Origin of the sequence: Chitinophaga sp. 22620 (assembly GCF_052044405.1) — a bacterium.
Taxonomy (GTDB): domain Bacteria; phylum Bacteroidota; class Bacteroidia; order Chitinophagales; family Chitinophagaceae; genus Chitinophaga.
This window is the reverse complement of the sequence record NZ_JBQEMV010000001.1, coordinates 1,963,173-1,979,493: the sequence shown is the minus strand read 5'-3', so window position 1 is coordinate 1,979,493 and position 16,321 is coordinate 1,963,173. Positions and strand designations below refer to the sequence as shown.

The window sequence follows — 16,321 nt, the reverse complement described above, 5'->3', positions numbered from 1 at the left end:
TCCGCTCGCGGTGCAAACGTTTGCATAAAAATAATAAACGAGGGGGAATATCCAAGGAAATTTTTAATCTTGCAGCATGCGCATATTATTAGTACTCATGCTGGTGCTCGGCAACGTAATTGCCAGGGCACAGACCTATACCGGGAAAGTGACGGCGGTGAAAGACGGGGATACGATCGAAATGCTGGTGAATGGCAAAGCTGTGCGCATCAGGCTGTTTGGGGTGGATAGCCCGGAGAAGGGGCAGGCCTTCGGAGAAAAGGCCCGGCAGTATACCTCGTCGCTTTGTTTCGGTAAAGTAGTAACGGCGCGTAAGCAAAGCCTGGATCAATACCGGCGCGTGGTGGCGGAAGTATATCTTCCCGGCGGCGCCAGCCTCAACCTCCAGCTGGTGAAAGCCGGTTATGCCTGGCAATACACACAGTTCAGCAAAAGCCGGGAAATGGCGCTGGCGCAAACCGAGGCGAAAACCTCCCGCAAAGGGCTCTGGCAGGACGCGCGTCCCGTGGCGCCCTGGGTATGGAGAAAGCAGCGGAGAAGCGCGGCGAGGTAACATCGTTTTAAACTCATTAAATCCTGATAATGGAACATCCGCAACACACCGTCACCCTCCGCTTCCTGGCAGAGCCTTCAGACGTTAATTTCGGGGGAAAAGTTCACGGGGGCTCCGTGATGAAATGGATAGACCAGGCGGGCTTTACCTGCGCGGCCAACTGGAGCGGGCAATACTGCGTAACCGTATATGTGGGCGGCATCCGCTTCTACAAACCCATTGCGATCGGCGACCTGGTGGAGATCTCCGCCTCCATCATTTACACCGGCAATACCAGCATGCATATTTCCATTCATGTATTCGCCGGCAGCCCGCGGCAAAGAGAGAAAGTGAAAACCACCCATTGCATCATGGTGTTCGCGGCGATCGATGAACATGGCAAAACCGTGCCCATTCCCAAATGGATGCCGCAAACGGACCACGAACGGAGCATGGAAGAATATGCCCACCGGCTGATGGACCTCCGCAAAAATATTGAAGATGAGATGAAACCTTACCTGTAGGAAAAGGTTAGGCGATAGCGCGGCTCAGGGCCTGGGCCTGGCCGGCGGTATATACTTCAGACAGCAGTTCGCGGCGGTTGATGCTGCGGTCGAAATAATGGTCGGTAAAGTCGTAGGTAATACGCTGGCTCTGGCCGATCACATAAATGGCCGGCAGGGGCGCATTTTCTTCGAAGCCGGACAGGCGGTCCCACAGCGGGTCTGTTTCAGCGTAGATACCCGCGTTGCGCGCGATCTGGTGACCGCGGTCCTGTGCGAGGGGGAAAGTGATGTTGTATTTAGCTACCACTTCTTCCAGCTCCTTGCGGCCATCTGCCGATACTACCAGCAGCTGCCCTCCCATTACCTGTATATCCGCATACAGGTCCTGCAACGCTTTAATATATTTCTCACCGTACCCGTTCCAGTGAATAGAGAAAAAGGCCAGTACCAGCGGCTGGTTCAGCAACTCGCTGCCAACAATGTAGCTGCTTTCACGGTTCATGAACTGGAAAGGGACCACAAAATCTTCCTTGTGCAGGTTGAACAGCGGCAGGGTATGGCCGGCGGAAATAGGCTTGATGGGGGTGTTATCGCGCGGTTTGGTACGGCGGATCTCGTAGCTGAGGGGCGGAAAGTCTGCATATCGGTTAATGGTACGCATATGTTCTTTTTTAAGGTTGGTATGACTTTATAAACGGGTATTGTAATGCAAATATAGGGAGAAATATTTATTATCCTACTAATTCTATAGACTTTATATAAAATATTCTTCCGGGGCATAAAAAAACCCGTCCGGGCCGGGCCTGGACGGGTTCTAGGATCATGTCTTGCATTTGCCGGAGGCTACTCCTTGCCGAATTCACCGTCTGCGGTGATGGCTATTTCGTCGCTCAGCATGGGGGCAGCAAATTTAGCGCCGATGCCGAAATCGGAACGTTTGATGGTGCCGGTGGCGCGGAAACCTGCTACAGGCTTCTTGCTCATCGGGTTTTCGATGGTGCCGCGGTACCAGAGGTCGAGGGTTACGGGTTTGGTTACGCCGTGCAGGGTGAGGTCGCCGGTAACCTGGTATTTGTTCTCCCCGGTTTTCTTCAGCGAAGTGCTCTTGAAAGTAAGGGTGGAATTGGTGGCCGCATCAAAAAAATCCGGGCTTTTCAGGTGATTGTCGCGCTGTTCAATGCCGGTATTGATAGAGCCGGTCTGGGCCGTGAGGTTAAAGGTCGCGTCGCTGAAATCAGCCTTGGTAGCCGAAATAGTAGCGGCAAAATCCTTAAACTCGCCGGAAACAGTGGAAATGCCCATGTGCTGCACGTCGAATTTCAGCTGGGAATGCGCTTTATCTGACTTCCAGTTCTGAGCAAAAGTGCTGAGCGAAGCTGCCAGGAGCAATACGAAGCAGGTAATCTTTTTCATGTTGTGTGTTTGGTTTAAAAAGGAATGCAAACTTATGTACATTTGCTTACGCTTGGTAAGTAGTTACCCAAAGGTAAGCACTTACGTTCAGGTTAGCTAACAATAGTATATATGTTAAAGTTACAAACAATTTCAGCAGAATGGGAAACCTGTTCAGCTTTGAGCGCAGTGCAGGATGCATTGTATGTTTTGCACGGAAAATGGAAGCTGCCCATCATTGTGGCGCTCAGTTCCGGCAACAAACGGTTCAATGAGCTGCAGAAAACGGTGAAAGGCATTGCGGCCAAAGTGCTGAGCCATGAGCTGAAAGAGCTGGAGCTGAACGGCTTTGTGCTGCGAAAGGTGCATAATACCACACCAGTGATCATTGAATACGAGCTGACCGATTATAGCAACACGCTGGGCGCCGTGGTGAATTCCCTCCGGGAATGGGGCACCATGCACCGGGAGAAGATCCGCAGCCAATTGCGCCAAACGGCCGAGCAGCATTCCCCGGTGGACGCCGTTTAGATACTACACTTCGTCTTCCGTGATCCATTTGCCCACCAGCGGGGGCGTGTATTGCCGCATCTGTTCCAGCACCTGGAGAATGTCCGTACCGGTGAGCAGCATGCGCTGGTTTTCCGCTTTCAGCAGGCCTTCGCCGGTCATATGCTGCAACAGTTTCACCAGGTGGTCGTAATAGCCGTTGGTATTCAGCAGCGCAATGGGCTTCTGGTGAAGGCCCAGCTGCGCCCAGGTGATCATTTCAAAGAGCTCTTCAAGGGTACCGTAACCGCCGGGCAAGGCGATCACGCCGTCGCACAGCTCGTTCATCTTTGTTTTACGTTCGTGCATGGTTTCCACCAGGATCAGTTCTGTAAGGCCGCGGTGGGCAATCTCCTTCGCCCGCAAAAAATCCGGCAGCACGCCGATCACTTCCCCGCCCGCTTCCAGCGCGCCATCCGCCACGGCGCCCATCAATCCTACATTCGCGCCGCCATATACCAGGCGGATGCCTTTTTCCGCCAGCGTTTTCCCCACGAGGTAAGCCTGATCCATATACACCTCGCTAAACCCCGGGCTCGACGCGCAAAATACCGTGATGCTTTTCATAGGATAAATATAAATCAAAAAGGCCGTCCCGTTGAGCAGGAACGGCCTTTCCAGCCAGTATCTTAACGCAAAATTTATTTTGTTTCCTTCAGGATGAACGCGCCCAGCTCCTTGCCGGCTTTGGCATAAGCCTCTCCTATCCTGGCACCGGATGCGATATCGCCCAGCGCGCCATTGCCCGCGGCGTCTTCTACCCGGAGCTTTACCAGGGCTTTGGTGGGAGCGGCGGCTTCCACGATCCATACCTCCGCGTCCAGCTTCGGCGTTCTGCTGGTGATGGCTCCGCCGGGTTCAAGATGTTTGGTCCTGAAGATCAGCTGGTAACGGGCACCGGGATAGCTGCCGGCCGCTTTCTCGGATTGTTTGACGAACTCTGTGATGAATCTTGGCTCGTAGTGCGCCGTGCGGTCGTTATACCAGCCTTCTTCCCAGGCATTGGCGGAACCAAGCGACCTTTTTTCGGCGTCCGCGCGTTTCTTTTTTACATAGTTGGCTTCGCGGCCCAGGTCGCCCACGGTCATCTTGCTATAGTCGAACACGAGGTTAAAAGTGTCTATGCCTTTGATTGCGGCCATCTTTCCGCCGGCCAGCGTTACTTTCTGGGCCCGCGCGGCAGTGCAGGCAAGCACGGCGAGCATCAAGAATATGATCCTGATCTTCATAAGTTCAAGGGTTTTTAGAGACGATAAATGTAATACATTCTGCCTTTTGCCGCCGGTAAAAATAAAAAGGGCGTACCCGGTGTGGATACGCCCGTACGGGCTGCTTTCTGCGATGTAAAGAGGTTGATTTTCGTTTACGCGTTACTGGTAGTACGTTCAAACAATCAAGAGTAGCGGTCATTCATACAAAAGTCTTCCCTGCCCCGGCAGAGGCATGTATATCATCGGTCATAAATATCCATGAAAATATTATTCGCAGCGCAGCGCGGATTCATACAAAAACAACAAAGAATTAATAAAGTAGCTTAACACGCACAAGATAATACCCAGGGGATGCAACCGGGTTACGGCCCGTGGAAAAGTGATGTAATCATGACAGAAAAAAATGCCCCCAAGGAAGACATTCCTCCCGGGATGAACGATCCGCCTGAAAGGGCATCCTGACCTCTTCCCCGCTGATGAAATCCGCAACAAACGCAGGGCTGCTTCCGCTAAAGGCCGCCCAACTACATGACACTATTATGACAATGATGCTTGATAACGTGAACGGCTATACCGGGTGGAAAACCGGGCTGGAGGGTGTAAGAATGCCAAACATTTTCCCAAAGTTTCCAGGGAAGCGCCGGCCGTGGAAAAAATTCCCCAACAGACGGCTGCTGCGGGGCTGGCTACTTGCAATTGCGGAGAAAATGAAATAGCTTGTCCACCGAAACATCCGCCGTATCGGTTTCGGTATTCAGGATGAGATGGGGTTTAAAAGGAATTTCGTAGGGGCCGTTGATTCCGCTGAGGTTGTAGAGCTTCCGCGGATGGCCGTCAGGCAGCAGCGCCCTTTTATACAGTTCCCTGCTGTCCCTGCGGATAAGCTCCGGCAGGGAACAATCCAGGTACACCGTTCGGGCGCCGTACAGTTGTTCCATTTCGAGGCGGACGGATTCGAATGGGTTGACGGCAGCCAGCACTACCGCGAAGCCGTTGCGGCTCAATCGGTGAGCGGCACGGGCCAGGCGGCGGATATGATCCGCGCGGTGTTGATTGGAATGATCAAGGTCATTGGACAGTACGCGCCTGCCGTCTTCACCGTCCAGCACTTCGGCAGGACGGCCTTCAGCGAGGCAGCGTGCTTTCAGCAATTCCCCGATAGTTGTTTTACCGGAACCGGACAGGCCGGTGAGCTGTATCAGGGGCATAAAACTTTTAGTATCGTGAATGTTCTTTTGTGTAACTACAAAACAATTCCCGCTGCGGTATTGTTTCAGTAGGATATAAGAACCGGTGTATTCACACCCGTTTCAACCATTGCCTGCCCATCATTTTTTCTGCCGACTAGCTTTAAAGACTGATTCTGTCACTTAATTCCTGCTTCCATGCCTTTGAATCAAACCGAAGGAATCCTGCTGGGACCCGCGTTCCCATTCAGCAAAACGATTCCCGCCAACCTGCCGGCCGGCCGTGTTCAGGACGCATGCACAACACATAGCCGGCACGCTGCCGGGCAGATACTTGCCCAGCATTTCTCAGATCAATACACCCGCGGATGGCTGTATGACTTCGAGACCGAATCCGCCTTCACCATTCCCGTACACCTGCTGCAAACTTCGGTGGTCATGATCTACACGCTGGAGGGCGGCGTAACGCTGCAAACCCTTCAGCACAACCCGCTACCGTTGCCGGAACAACAATACAGCCTGCTGAGCCTTCAGCCCAGGCAGCACAGCCTGCGCCTGCAACCGGGCCGTAACCGCCTGCTGCTGCTGCAACTGGGCCCCAGCATCTTCAGCCAGCTGGATGAAACCTGTATCGGCAATCCCTACGAAGCGCCCCGCACCGGCAACATCAACGCCGCCGGCAGGCAGCAGCTGGCAGAGCTGGAACAAACACAGCTCTCGGGGGAAATATGGCAGCTGAAACGCCAGGTACTGCTGCTGGACCTGCTCTTCAAAACGCTGGACGATATGGGTGCGGCCTACCGCAAGGAAGACCCCAGCATATATCACCGCGACTACCCGACGTACAAAAAAATAAAGGACTACATCCATGATAACATCGACAAAAAATTATCCATCCAGATCCTCGCCAACCGCTTCGGGATACAGCCCACACAGCTACGGCGGGGTTACAAAAGAATATTCCGCCACCAGCTCGCCGATTACATCCGCGAACTACGGCTGGAAAGAGCCAGCAGGCTGCTGGTAAAGACTGAACTGCCGGTGCACGAGATCGCCTGGGAAGTAGGCTACGAGAGCGCTGCCGGGTTTTCACGGATGTTTTCGAATTACTACAAGCTGTCTCCAAGCGACTTCCGCAGGGAATTGATCGAAGCCTGCTAAAATTGCAAAGGAATCGGTCAAATCGGCAATTAAAAAGATATATTAAGAAACTAGATTTACGTAGAGCACGAGAGAAACTTACAGGCATGAATGTTCAGAAAAACCGCGCCATCATACACGCATCCAATTCATTACAACACATCAAGCGCTTTAGATTGTCCAACTTTAAAAAACCATACTCTATGTACCGTAAATGGACTATGGAGATGATCGTCCTGCTTTTATTTTCACTTTTCGTATATGCGGCTACGACCAAACTGATGGACTACAAGCTTTTTCTTGTCCAGATGAACGACCAGCCATTCGACGACAAATATTCGGCGGCGTTGGTCTGGGGTCTTCCCGCTCTGCAGTTCGTCATTGCCGGCCTGCTCATTTTCAAGCGAACATTACTGGTTGGATTATACAGTTCTTTGGTATTATTACTGGTTTTCACAGGTTATATCGCGCTGATCAAGCTTAGTTTTTTTGATCATGTGCCCTGCTCCTGCGGCGGCGTGTTTCCGACGCTGACGTGGATGCAGCATCTTTATTTCAACCTGTTTTTTGTAACCGTTAATGTCCTGGGGATTTTTCTCCAAAAGTGGCATTTAAGAAACGCTCCTCCTCCCTATGACCAGATTGAACTTCTTAGATCTACACATTAGGTTTGGAAGCCGTTCCTAGTCTAAAAAAACGGGCTTCTTTTGTATTCTCGTTGAACTTATTTTATCACTCTCTGATTTATTTACTCTCTAAATTTTATTGACATGAAACAGATTAAATTGGCTGTGTTGGCTGTGGGCTTACTTGCGGGCTTTGCTGGGGCTTATGGACAGGCTACAATAAATTATTACTGGGTAGATCCAGGCACTCCTAAAAACGCCTTAACCGCTATAATTAGCGCTACACCTCCCTCTCCTTCTTGCTCAGGCAGCACAAGCTATCCATACATCTGCCGCATCGCAAGCACAGAGCCCTATTCAGTGGACGACGAAGTTTGGATCACCGAAGTCACAATTGAGAGTACCTACAATCAATAACGGCTTTGTTTTAGCATCAGGCAATTATCGCTCATTTTGAACTATACCCGTCCTATCAATCTCGTTTTGAGGGATCGGGTAAACGTACTTAGGATCATCAGGAGCCAATGTAAATGCTTGTCCGCCTATAATTCTTGTTAAATAAGTGGCAAATCTGGGATCGATATTAAGTCGTCTTAGATCTTGCCACCTTATTTGGGCAGTAAAGGGAAGTTCTTTCTTCCTTTCAGTCAAAATTTTCTGAAGTAAGGTATCTACGTTGTTAGTATAATAATTTACAAATTTCCCTGTCTCATACCTTCGCGAAAGAAGAAAATTCAAATCATCAAGAGCGGCCTGAATGTTATTCATTCTTGCATTACATTCAGCCCTGGTAATGTATACTTCATTCAGTGCTAATCCACAGAAATTTTTTGTCGCTCCGGTATATGCACCTCTATATTTAACCTCTATTGGTCCTTGTTGTTCATAAAAGTATTTTCTTCTTAGATCATATTCATCATAGGATCTAAATAATACCGTGTCAACTAGTCCAAAACTAAAATTGTAATCTGGGATAATTCCTGTATATCCAATACCTTCACTATAAAAAATCACTTCCTTATTATCTGTTTTAAAGTCAGGAAATCGATATTCAAGGGCCAAAGAAGGTATGTCGCTGTTAAAATTCAATAGTTCTGGATTGTATATAAGTACCGAATCTGAAAATTCTTTTGCTTTTATAAAGTCCCCCTTGTTTAGATACACCCTGGCTAGTAAAGCATAAGCAGCAATCTTCGAAGGACGGGTCTTATACTTTGGTTGTATTGGCAGCAACAAAGACGCTGTCGAAAGATCATCGATTATTTGTTTATAGGTACTTTCCAAACTTGATCTCTGCTCAATTTCATAAATATCTGAGGACAGCTTTAAGCTTAACCCTAAGTCAGTAGAAGCAGTTTGATTTACGTATGGCTTACTGAAGATGCTGGCAAGCTCAAAGAAACAAATCGATCTAAAAAACAATGCTTGCCCTTTGATATTATTAAATTCTATTTGTTCACTTGGCCCTATTTTTATTTCTTTCAATCCATCCAACACAATGTTGCTAAAGCCAATCTTTTGATACCCATCTGTATAGTCAGTTGACAATCTTCCTTCGAAGATATCTACCTTCCAGAGATAGGCATTTTTTTCAATTGGTGCTGTAAAACTGTAATACTGGTCATTAAGATAATAATGATCGCAGCCTAGCTGACCTATGCTGGGATAGTTAGAATTAAGCACGACAGTCCTGTCAAGAACAGCCTGAAAATCCTTCAAACTTTTCAATGTCTTGTCATTAGGATCCTTCGGAATATCCAACCATTCATTTTGCTTCTTGCAGCTGATGAACAAACAATAAGCGAATCCTACCAAGAACAATAGCAACTTATTCATTGGTTATAGTTTTACTATTAGACCAAAAGTAACAGAGAACGGCACCGGAATACTTAACATACTCCTTTGATTAGACAAGTCTGGATCTAGTTTATGTTTATTCGCTCGCCAAATGATTCCTAGATTGTTGAAGTTTGTATAAAATTCCGCGAAATCTACTGGAAACCATGGCGTTTTAGATTTTGAAATGCCATATGCAAAACGAATATCCTGCAATCTTACGTGATCTCCCCGTTCAACTAATACCTCTGATAACTGGTAAAATGTATTCCTCAAATCATTAAACGGATATACCAAAGAAGGTATGGTAGTATATAATTCGTCCCCAGGCTTCTTCCAGCTATGCGTATAGTCCGTATGCATACCCTGATTTAATATGCCTGTATAACTAAGGTTCACAGAATTTCTTCTGAAATAATAGCCTAGTTTGAAGAGCACGTTCCAGGAAAGAGAAAATCCTTTAAACGACAAGTCATTCCTAAATGAACCAAATATTGTTGGCATTCCTGACCCATGAAAAACTAAGCTATCAGGATTTGCATTTGCTAATATTGTACCATACTCATTACTTTTCTGGCCATTTACATATCCGAGCGGGTTTCCATTTTCCGGATCCAATCCAGCCCATTGATAACTTAGTATACCTTTTAACGGCCTCCCTTTTACATTCAGGGTACCGCTCTGATACGCATCCTTTAACATTAGCGCTGTACTAGTATTTGAAGGCAACTCAATCTCGGTAACTTCATCTTTCAGCGTGCTGAATAAAAGTGTAGAGCTCCAGTTGAACGGCTTTTCGACTAACCGAGCTGATACCGTTATATCAAATCCTTTTGTAAGTGTGCTGGCCGAATTTAAATTGGCAGAACCAAAGCCAGTTTGAGGAGCCAACGGCACAGCTTGAATTAAATCAATACCTTTTTTGATATAATACTCAATAGTTGCATTTATTCTATTCTTATACGAAACGTCCAATCCAAGATTCAGTATCTGAATGCGTTCCCATTGGAGACGTTCATTTGCTGGGTCGTTGATTATATATATATCGGCGCCAGTAAGTGGATCAGAAGCCTGTCTTCCTGTCAGATAAGCAGTCCCATTATATACGTTGCCATTTTCCCCGAAAGAAGCCCTCAGCCTGAGATTATTGATCCAATTTACTCTAAAGAACTCCTCCTCATGAATATCCCAACCAGTACCTACGGACCAAAACGGTGACATCTTATCATTCACCTGTGCTCCAAACAAATTCGTCCCGTCTCGCCTTGCGCTGAGATTCAAATCATATTTATTCTTAAAGCTATACTCAATATTCGAATAATAGGAAATAAACCTGTTCAAAAGACCGCGATTACCTCCGCTGAGACTTATGGCGGATTCAATTGTCGATGTTCCAGAAGGATTTAATGTATAAAGTGTACTCGCATTAAACCCTGAAGAAGGAGGACCATTCCCACTGGCGTATCCTATGGAACCCCGTACCGTACCTTCGGCTTTCAATTCACGTGCCTCCGCCCCTAATATTGCTCCAATAGCATGATCTCCATACGTATGTGAGAAATTAATGTCCCCTCTGAGGCTATTCGTCCTCCAATCATAATCGCCTATTTCCATGATCCCGCCTCTAGGAAAGTTATATGTGAACTCTCGTGTGGCTCGATTAAAAGCGACAAATTTATTAATGAGGTTCCTTGTATAGTGTGTAGATTCATCCCAATATCGCTTTGAGTAAACAGTTTGTTTCTCATTCTGGTAATGCAACTGTGCATAAAGTGATTTTGAGAAACTGTACTTTAAAGATGCCTTTAAGATCAAATTCTGAATAGCTACATCCTCAATTTTATTACCGATCTCATCCAGCGGCCGATACCTCCAATCCAAAAAACCCAGGTTCTCAACGCTGTCCAGGTATTTGCCCCTGTAGTCCTTCGCTACAGCAAGCGCTTTCCCGTTCTCATCCGCCAACCTGGCGTAAGGATATAGGTCTGCATATCTCGGCGTACCCATGTTCAACCCGCCATACCTCACATCATTCCCCATCGCCGTATTACTCTGGCTAAAGTTCAGATACGTCCTCATCTCCATCTTTTTCACAGGCTTAAAAGAATTCGATGAAATCACCGTCGTCCGGTTGCGGCCATTATTGACGAGGTTATCTCTATTACGGTCGTGCCCCAGGGACAGATAATACGCGAAATCCTTATTCCCTCCCCTGATACCAAGAGAATACTGCTGGTTCACCATCCGCTGGTAAGAGTATTTATAGATCTGGTCGCGGAGATCGTTCTTTTTCAACTCATTTAATTGCGCTTCCGCCTCATCGGGGGAAATCTCATTCGCCCTCAACTTCGCCAATATTTCCACCGCGGGAGTAACGGCCGGCCGCGAATTCCGGTTGGACAGATCGCTATTGAAATATCCCCTGTCAAACAAAGTCCTTTCAACCTCTATATAATCCGAAGCACGCATGTAATTCGGGTCGTAGTATAGATCAGGCTTTGCTCCTATCGTGAAGTTCATGTTGTAATCGATCTTCATCTTCTGGTTGTACTTCCCTCTTTTGCTGGTCAGTACAATTACACCGTTACCGCTTCGCGCGCCCCAGATGCTCGCAGCTGCGGCATCTTTCAAAACTGTAATGGATTCAATATCATTGGGATTGATGTTCCGTATATCTCCTTCGTAAGGGAAGTTGTCCAGGATCAATAACGGATTCGAATTAACCTGGTTGGGAGATAAAGTGCTGATGCCCCTGAGCGCCATGCCCATGTAATTGATCGTTGGCATCTTTTGTATGAAATACATATTCATGGTCTGCGCCCGCAACGTCAGCAACCCGCTGGTCACCCCTTCCAGCCTGTCCAATATATTCGGACTGGGGTTCCTGTTCAGCAAAGCACTGTCTATCAACACAAAAGACCCGGTGGTCCGGGCTTTGGGCAGCATCTGGTAACCCGTGGCCACGGAGGTCACTTCCACCGCGGCGATCTGGGCCACGTTCGGCTCCATGGAGAAATTCTTTATTTTTTCATTGTCCAGGCGGTACTGGCGGCTGAGGTAGCCGATGGAAAGCACCACGAGGGTGGAACGGGGAGGGATGTTTTCCAGCACGTACCGGCCGTTTTCGCCGGTGGTAGTTCCGCGCATGGTGCCTTTTACGAGAACGGTGCTGCCGGGAAGCGGGTTGCCCAGGGTGTCCGTCACAAACCCGGTAACGGATACGGTCTCTTCCTCCTTCTTTTCCGGAACGGCAGGCGGGGCGCCTTCTTTGATAACGATCTGCCCTTTTACATAGATCCAGTTCAGATGCAGGTCGCGGGTGATCTTCTCCACTACTTCTTCGGGCGTGGCTTTTTTAAAATCGGCCTTTACTTTCTGGTCGGGGCTCAATACTGATTGTTCGAAATTGATGTGAACCCCGGTTTGGCGGCGCACTTCGGAGAAGAGGTCTTCGATGCGGTAGGTGCCCACGATGGTGCAGGTACCGTCTCCCCGCACCTGCGCCTGCAAAGCGGTGCCCATGCATACCAAAACGATACCCACTACCAATTTTCCCAGGAAAGCCGCGGATTTACACATCGTATTTACTCGCAAAGGTGTTATTGGTTGATCGGTTACGCTCCATACCAGGCAGCTGTTCTCCGGGACGTACGTACATATTTCTCATTCTGATTCCTTGTTGTATGCAAACGGGATTAAACCTACATTTTATTCACTATATTAAATAAACAAAATCCTACGCAGGATAGGATTCTGATCTTTTGGCTTAAGCAACGGTATTATAACAGCTGGGAAATTTCATTTCAGGTGCTTCAGCATCCCCCGGAGGCTACGCAATGCGATCTTAACGTGGCTGCGAACGGTTTCCATTTTCAGGCCCATTTCATCGCCCACCTGCCGGTACGTTTTCTGGTGTAAATGCGCTTTGATAAAAGCAAGCCGGCGCTGCTCGGGTAACTCCTGCACCGCTTCATTGATCTTGCGGCGGACCTCCCAGGCCTCGCCCAGGTCGCCCATATCATACTGCGGCGCGGTTTCCATGTAATGGGCTTTCTTTTTCTCCGCCGTTTGCAGCTTGCGCTGAAGACTGAGACAATTATTCCTCACGGCACAAAAGATATACGATTTGTGCTTCTCCGGCGGAACATTCATCAGGTGATCCTTTTCCCATAAAACAATGAAGGTATCCTGCACTACATCCTCCGCTTCCCAATAGTCATGCAGAATTACCTGGGCTTCAACGATGAGCGCCCGCCGGTACTGGTCAAACAGCCGCTTGAGCGTTTCCAGCCCCTGCCGGTCATCGTTTGGTGTTGTGCATTCTTCACGCATAGCGTCGTTGATCATTTGGGTAAAACGTGAAACAAAAAAAATGGACATTGATAAAACTCCTTTCCCTTACCCGGGGAAGGAGCTTCTAATCGTAACACTAAAATAGTAAATTGATTCTGCTTGCGTTCACTGAAGATAGTGAAATTTGCACAGTAAGAAAAAACGGAAGATGTTAATCTTCGGTTAATAGCCATAGGAGATGGTTATAAAATAGTTGATCCTGCGGCTTTTAATGGTTAACTGGGGAAAAGAGGCTAACAAATTATAAATCAACGAATTCTATCTGTGTTTTTGACAATTTCAATATGATACCCTATCCGGGATAATAATTCACTGGACTCCTGCAACAGTTCCATCAACTCCTCCCGCAAATTGGCGCCGTTTTCACCCGCCCTGAACGCGAAGTCATCCCAGCTCAGGTTATCCGACAGGAAGATGTACTGCAACCGGTTTGTGAGATTAGTGTTGTCCATAAAACAAAATGATTGTTATTAGGTCAAATAATTGTCTTTTTTAGAATATGTGCAACACATGCCCGTCCACACGATACTGGAATCCCTTCGACCCCTGCAGTATCTCCATAAAATCACCAATAGGTTTGTGCTTGTCCAGCTGAACATGGAAACGCAGACTGTTCAGTTCCGGCCTTTCCACTCTCAGCTCCAGGTCGTACCAGCGGTCCAGCGCCGTAGCAATCATACCGAAATCCGCCCCTTTGAAATATATCACCCCTTCCATCCAGGCCAGGGTTTCAACCGGTTCAAATTTCCGCACCCGCGTTTCGCGGCCCTCGTCCCAAACTGCCTCCTGGCCCGGGCGGAGTATTACATCCTTCCCGCTGTTGGAGGTTTTCACCGCCCCGTCTACCAGCGAGGTGGTCATATGCCCCGGCTCGTAAGCGTTTACGTTGAACGTGGTGCCGAGCACCTGCACTTTGCCCTCGGGGGTATGCACGATAAACGGCTTGTCCGCATCCGCGGCCACTTTGAAGTAAGCCTCGCCTTCCACTTCCACTTCGCGCGTACTGCCGGTAAAGGTGAACGGGAAACGGAGGGATGACATGGAATTGAGCCATACTTCGGTGCCGTCGCTCAGCCGCACTTTATAATCCAGCTTGGAGGGCACTTCCAGCGTGTTCATCTGGCCGCTGTTGTTGAATTTATCCTGGAAATGAAGGCTTTGCGCTTCGTACACCAGGTCCACGTCCCCCACTTTCCGGGAGCCGCTGTTCTCAAGACTGATCGTTTTGCCGCCGGCAAGCTTAAGCCGCACGTCCCGGGGCCTGTCCTTGATCGTTACGCGGCCGGCGGAATAGTTAATGGATTGTTGTTGCACCGTGTCGTACCGGAGATATGCCCCCAGCCCGATCAGCACCGCAACACCCGCCGCGGCGGCCCACCCTACCATGACCCTCGTTTTCCGGGAGGCGTCCTGGCTGTTCATGACATGCTCCGCCAGCTCGTCCCAGCGCTTGCTGGTAGGCCGCTCCTTCAGGAGGTTGAGCATTTCGGGGCTTTGGTACAATTCTTCCAGCTCCTTGCACATTTTGCGTACCGTGGAATCCACCATGGCGGCTTCCAGCTCAGCTTCCTCTTCCTCAGAGAGCCCTCCCGCCAATTTTTGCAGGTATAACTGCCGGATATGTTCGAGATCTGCTTCCATAAACTTACAAGGGTGTTATATTAAAGATGGATTTTGAAACCCCTCAGGGTGTATCTGAAAAATAATATTTTTCCCATTTTGACAGGCTCCCTTTCATTTCTGAAGGGTCGCCGCTGCCCCCGCCGGCGGCCCGCTTTTCACTTAAGGCCCGCCTGCATTGCATTCCATGGTTTTAACGAAGTTTTACCCCCGCCTGGAACAACGTTTGGCATATGCCTCTCAAACCTTAGCACTTTGAAACGTACGCTTTATTTCATCAATCTCATTATCGGCACGGTGGCCATCGCACTCATCACGCTCGCACTTGCCTGGATTTTCTAAATATATTAAATAAGATGATAAATCAATATGAAGTGCCTGCTTTAATTGAAGACGCACTTCCGGAACTCAAAAGACCATTGCACCAGTTTCCCGCCATTTTCCATATTTATGAAACGGTGCAGTGCCTGGATCACTACCTGATCCGCCAGCTGCGTAACAAAAATTACGCCCTGCTGGAAAAATGCCTGAAACTAACGGGCCGCCTCTACGAACGGGGGAACCCGCTGGTCAGGCACGCCGTGGTCAGGATCATCGTGCCCGACCTTTCGAAAGAGCACCCGGCGGATAATCTCAGCCGCATCCGGCTGTATTCGCTCATCCCGCCTTCAATTTATAACCTTTACATGCAACATCACCTGCATTTAAACTCAGATAACGCATAATGGACACTTCATCGAAAACAGACGGCCCCGTCGTCATCGAAACCGTAACGCCTGCCGTTATACCCGCCACCCTCTCGCAGGAAGCCATCGTCGTACGCCCTGCCGCAGCGGGAGACGTACAATTTGCCGCAGCCATCACCGCTGAAATGGAAACCTCCGCCAAAGCGCGCGGCACGGGCATCGCCCGCCGTTCCGTTGCATCCATCGTACAAAAGATATTACAGGGCAAAGCCGTCATCGCCGTCACTATGAACGGTATCTGGGCCGGCTTCTCCTACCTGGAAACCTGGGAGCAGGAACAGTTCGTGAGCAACAGCGGGCTGATCGTTGCTCCCGCCTTCCGGGAAAGAGGCGTGGCAGCGCTGATCAAACAACAGATCTTCCGGCTTTCCCGCGTTCTATACCCGGCCGCAAAAATATTCAGCATCACTACCGGCCTGGCCGTGATGAAACTGAATACCAGGCTGGGATTTGAGCCGGTCACCTACGACATGCTCACGCACGACCCGGCGTTCTGGAAAGGCTGCAGCAGCTGCGTGAATCATGGTATCCTTTGCTCCAAAGATGGTAAGAACTGTCTCTGCACCGCATTACTTTTCGATCCCGCCCGGCATGCGGGGTAATAACCCAGCATATACATACAA

The 16,321-nt window shown here is 48.8% G+C and carries 18 protein-coding genes; 8 read left to right on the top strand and 10 right to left on the bottom strand.

Going from position 1 to position 16,321, the window contains the following annotated elements; translation table 11 throughout:
* The first annotated feature begins 76 nt into the window (after window positions 1–76).
* Window positions 77–553, top strand: coding sequence for a thermonuclease family protein (locus ACTJIK_RS08075; protein WP_440645851.1), 477 nt, complete (start codon window positions 77–79; stop codon window positions 551–553).
* Window positions 554–582: 29 nt separating this feature from the next.
* A complete protein-coding gene (locus ACTJIK_RS08070; protein ID WP_440645850.1) occupies window positions 583–1,056 on the top strand; it encodes an acyl-CoA thioesterase in 474 nt (157 codons plus the stop codon).
* A gap of 7 nt (window positions 1,057–1,063) precedes the next feature.
* Here the strand turns inward: ACTJIK_RS08070 and ACTJIK_RS08065 are convergent, their stop codons facing one another.
* Both ACTJIK_RS08065 and ACTJIK_RS08060 read right to left on the bottom strand, forming a co-directional pair.
* Window positions 1,064–1,699: a redoxin domain-containing protein gene (locus tag ACTJIK_RS08065; protein WP_440645849.1), complete on the bottom strand. Its 636-nt coding sequence runs from the start codon at window positions 1,697–1,699 to the stop codon at window positions 1,064–1,066.
* A 182-nt stretch (window positions 1,700–1,881) separates the two neighbouring features.
* The gene (locus ACTJIK_RS08060; protein WP_440645848.1) at window positions 1,882–2,451 is read right to left on the bottom strand and encodes a YceI family protein; all 570 of its coding nucleotides are present in this window, start codon (window positions 2,449–2,451) and stop codon (window positions 1,882–1,884) included.
* Window positions 2,452–2,619: 168 nt separating this feature from the next.
* Here ACTJIK_RS08060 and ACTJIK_RS08055 point away from each other — a divergent pair, with 168 nt between their 5' ends.
* Window positions 2,620–2,961 carry a winged helix-turn-helix transcriptional regulator gene (locus ACTJIK_RS08055; protein WP_440646141.1) on the top strand — a complete coding sequence of 114 codons (342 nt, stop codon included), beginning with the start codon at window positions 2,620–2,622 and terminating at the stop codon, window positions 2,959–2,961.
* Window positions 2,962–2,964: 3 nt separating this feature from the next.
* Here the strand turns inward: ACTJIK_RS08055 and ACTJIK_RS08050 are convergent, their stop codons facing one another.
* The 3 genes from ACTJIK_RS08050 to ACTJIK_RS08040 all read right to left on the bottom strand — a co-directional run bounded on the left by ACTJIK_RS08050 (window position 2,965) and on the right by ACTJIK_RS08040 (window position 5,398).
* Window positions 2,965–3,546, bottom strand: a complete 582-nt coding sequence (locus ACTJIK_RS08050; RefSeq protein ID WP_440645847.1) for a TIGR00730 family Rossman fold protein — start codon at window positions 3,544–3,546, stop codon at window positions 2,965–2,967.
* 74 nt (window positions 3,547–3,620) lie between these two features.
* Window positions 3,621–4,208 carry a hypothetical protein gene (locus ACTJIK_RS08045; protein ID WP_440645846.1) on the bottom strand — a complete coding sequence of 196 codons (588 nt, stop codon included), beginning with the start codon at window positions 4,206–4,208 and terminating at the stop codon, window positions 3,621–3,623.
* A 668-nt stretch (window positions 4,209–4,876) separates the two neighbouring features.
* Window positions 4,877–5,398, bottom strand: coding sequence for an adenylyl-sulfate kinase (locus ACTJIK_RS08040; RefSeq protein WP_440645845.1), 522 nt, complete (start codon window positions 5,396–5,398; stop codon window positions 4,877–4,879).
* A 177-nt stretch (window positions 5,399–5,575) separates the two neighbouring features.
* Here ACTJIK_RS08040 and ACTJIK_RS08035 point away from each other — a divergent pair, with 177 nt between their 5' ends.
* The 3 genes from ACTJIK_RS08035 to ACTJIK_RS08025 all read left to right on the top strand — a co-directional run bounded on the left by ACTJIK_RS08035 (window position 5,576) and on the right by ACTJIK_RS08025 (window position 7,560).
* Window positions 5,576–6,538 (top strand): helix-turn-helix domain-containing protein, encoded by a 963-nt coding sequence (locus ACTJIK_RS08035; protein WP_440645844.1) that lies wholly within the window; start codon window positions 5,576–5,578, stop codon window positions 6,536–6,538.
* Between the two features lie 182 nt (window positions 6,539–6,720).
* The gene (locus ACTJIK_RS08030; protein ID WP_440645843.1) at window positions 6,721–7,185 is read left to right on the top strand and encodes a MauE/DoxX family redox-associated membrane protein; all 465 of its coding nucleotides are present in this window, start codon (window positions 6,721–6,723) and stop codon (window positions 7,183–7,185) included.
* A gap of 102 nt (window positions 7,186–7,287) precedes the next feature.
* The gene (locus ACTJIK_RS08025; RefSeq protein ID WP_440645842.1) at window positions 7,288–7,560 is read left to right on the top strand and encodes a hypothetical protein; all 273 of its coding nucleotides are present in this window, start codon (window positions 7,288–7,290) and stop codon (window positions 7,558–7,560) included.
* Window positions 7,561–7,584: 24 nt separating this feature from the next.
* On the opposite strand, the gene ACTJIK_RS08020 is transcribed toward ACTJIK_RS08025, so the two are convergent.
* The 5 genes from ACTJIK_RS08020 to ACTJIK_RS08000 form a co-directional block, all read right to left on the bottom strand.
* Window positions 7,585–8,979, bottom strand: coding sequence for a RagB/SusD family nutrient uptake outer membrane protein (locus ACTJIK_RS08020; RefSeq protein ID WP_440645841.1), 1,395 nt, complete (start codon window positions 8,977–8,979; stop codon window positions 7,585–7,587).
* A 3-nt stretch (window positions 8,980–8,982) separates the two neighbouring features.
* Window positions 8,983–12,573, bottom strand: coding sequence for a SusC/RagA family TonB-linked outer membrane protein (locus ACTJIK_RS08015; RefSeq protein WP_440645840.1), 3,591 nt, complete (start codon window positions 12,571–12,573; stop codon window positions 8,983–8,985).
* Window positions 12,574–12,777: 204 nt separating this feature from the next.
* The gene (locus tag ACTJIK_RS08010; RefSeq protein WP_440645839.1) at window positions 12,778–13,326 is read right to left on the bottom strand and encodes a sigma-70 family RNA polymerase sigma factor; all 549 of its coding nucleotides are present in this window, start codon (window positions 13,324–13,326) and stop codon (window positions 12,778–12,780) included.
* A 254-nt stretch (window positions 13,327–13,580) separates the two neighbouring features.
* A complete protein-coding gene (locus tag ACTJIK_RS08005) occupies window positions 13,581–13,784 on the bottom strand; it encodes a hypothetical protein (RefSeq protein WP_440645838.1) in 204 nt (67 codons plus the stop codon).
* Window positions 13,785–13,824: 40 nt separating this feature from the next.
* On the bottom strand, window positions 13,825–14,973 hold the full coding sequence (locus tag ACTJIK_RS08000) for a FecR family protein (protein ID WP_440645837.1): 1,149 nt from the start codon (window positions 14,971–14,973) through the stop codon (window positions 13,825–13,827).
* 335 nt (window positions 14,974–15,308) lie between these two features.
* On the opposite strand from ACTJIK_RS08000, the gene ACTJIK_RS07995 reads away from it, so the two are divergent.
* Both ACTJIK_RS07995 and ACTJIK_RS07990 read left to right on the top strand, forming a co-directional pair.
* Window positions 15,309–15,677, top strand: a complete 369-nt coding sequence (locus tag ACTJIK_RS07995; protein WP_440645836.1) for a DUF7674 family protein — start codon at window positions 15,309–15,311, stop codon at window positions 15,675–15,677.
* A complete protein-coding gene (locus tag ACTJIK_RS07990; RefSeq protein ID WP_440645835.1) occupies window positions 15,677–16,300 on the top strand; it encodes an N-acetyltransferase in 624 nt (207 codons plus the stop codon). Before ACTJIK_RS07995 ends, ACTJIK_RS07990 begins: the two co-directional genes overlap by 1 nt.
* Window positions 16,301–16,321 lie beyond the last annotated feature (21 nt).

Excerpts from the sequence above, each read along its gene's own strand:
- ACTJIK_RS08075 (WP_440645851.1), top strand. The coding sequence starts at position 77 with ATGCGCATATTATTAGTACTCATGCTGGTGCTCGGCAACGTAATTGCC.
- ACTJIK_RS08070 (WP_440645850.1), top strand. The coding sequence starts at position 583 with ATGGAACATCCGCAACACACCGTCACCCTCCGCTTCCTGGCAGAGCCT.
- ACTJIK_RS08065 (WP_440645849.1), bottom strand. The coding sequence starts at position 1,699 with ATGCGTACCATTAACCGATATGCAGACTTTCCGCCCCTCAGCTACGAG.
- ACTJIK_RS08060 (WP_440645848.1), bottom strand. The coding sequence starts at position 2,451 with ATGAAAAAGATTACCTGCTTCGTATTGCTCCTGGCAGCTTCGCTCAGC.
- ACTJIK_RS08050 (WP_440645847.1), bottom strand. The coding sequence starts at position 3,546 with ATGAAAAGCATCACGGTATTTTGCGCGTCGAGCCCGGGGTTTAGCGAG.
- ACTJIK_RS08045 (WP_440645846.1), bottom strand. The coding sequence starts at position 4,208 with ATGAAGATCAGGATCATATTCTTGATGCTCGCCGTGCTTGCCTGCACT.
- ACTJIK_RS08040 (WP_440645845.1), bottom strand. The coding sequence starts at position 5,398 with ATGCCCCTGATACAGCTCACCGGCCTGTCCGGTTCCGGTAAAACAACT.
- ACTJIK_RS08035 (WP_440645844.1), top strand. The coding sequence starts at position 5,576 with ATGCCTTTGAATCAAACCGAAGGAATCCTGCTGGGACCCGCGTTCCCA.
- ACTJIK_RS08030 (WP_440645843.1), top strand. The coding sequence starts at position 6,721 with ATGTACCGTAAATGGACTATGGAGATGATCGTCCTGCTTTTATTTTCA.
- ACTJIK_RS08025 (WP_440645842.1), top strand. The coding sequence starts at position 7,288 with ATGAAACAGATTAAATTGGCTGTGTTGGCTGTGGGCTTACTTGCGGGC.
- ACTJIK_RS08020 (WP_440645841.1), bottom strand. The coding sequence starts at position 8,979 with ATGAATAAGTTGCTATTGTTCTTGGTAGGATTCGCTTATTGTTTGTTC.
- ACTJIK_RS08010 (WP_440645839.1), bottom strand. The coding sequence starts at position 13,326 with ATGATCAACGACGCTATGCGTGAAGAATGCACAACACCAAACGATGAC.
- ACTJIK_RS08005 (WP_440645838.1), bottom strand. The coding sequence starts at position 13,784 with ATGGACAACACTAATCTCACAAACCGGTTGCAGTACATCTTCCTGTCG.
- ACTJIK_RS08000 (WP_440645837.1), bottom strand. The coding sequence starts at position 14,973 with ATGGAAGCAGATCTCGAACATATCCGGCAGTTATACCTGCAAAAATTG.
- ACTJIK_RS07995 (WP_440645836.1), top strand. The coding sequence starts at position 15,309 with ATGATAAATCAATATGAAGTGCCTGCTTTAATTGAAGACGCACTTCCG.
- ACTJIK_RS07990 (WP_440645835.1), top strand. The coding sequence starts at position 15,677 with ATGGACACTTCATCGAAAACAGACGGCCCCGTCGTCATCGAAACCGTA.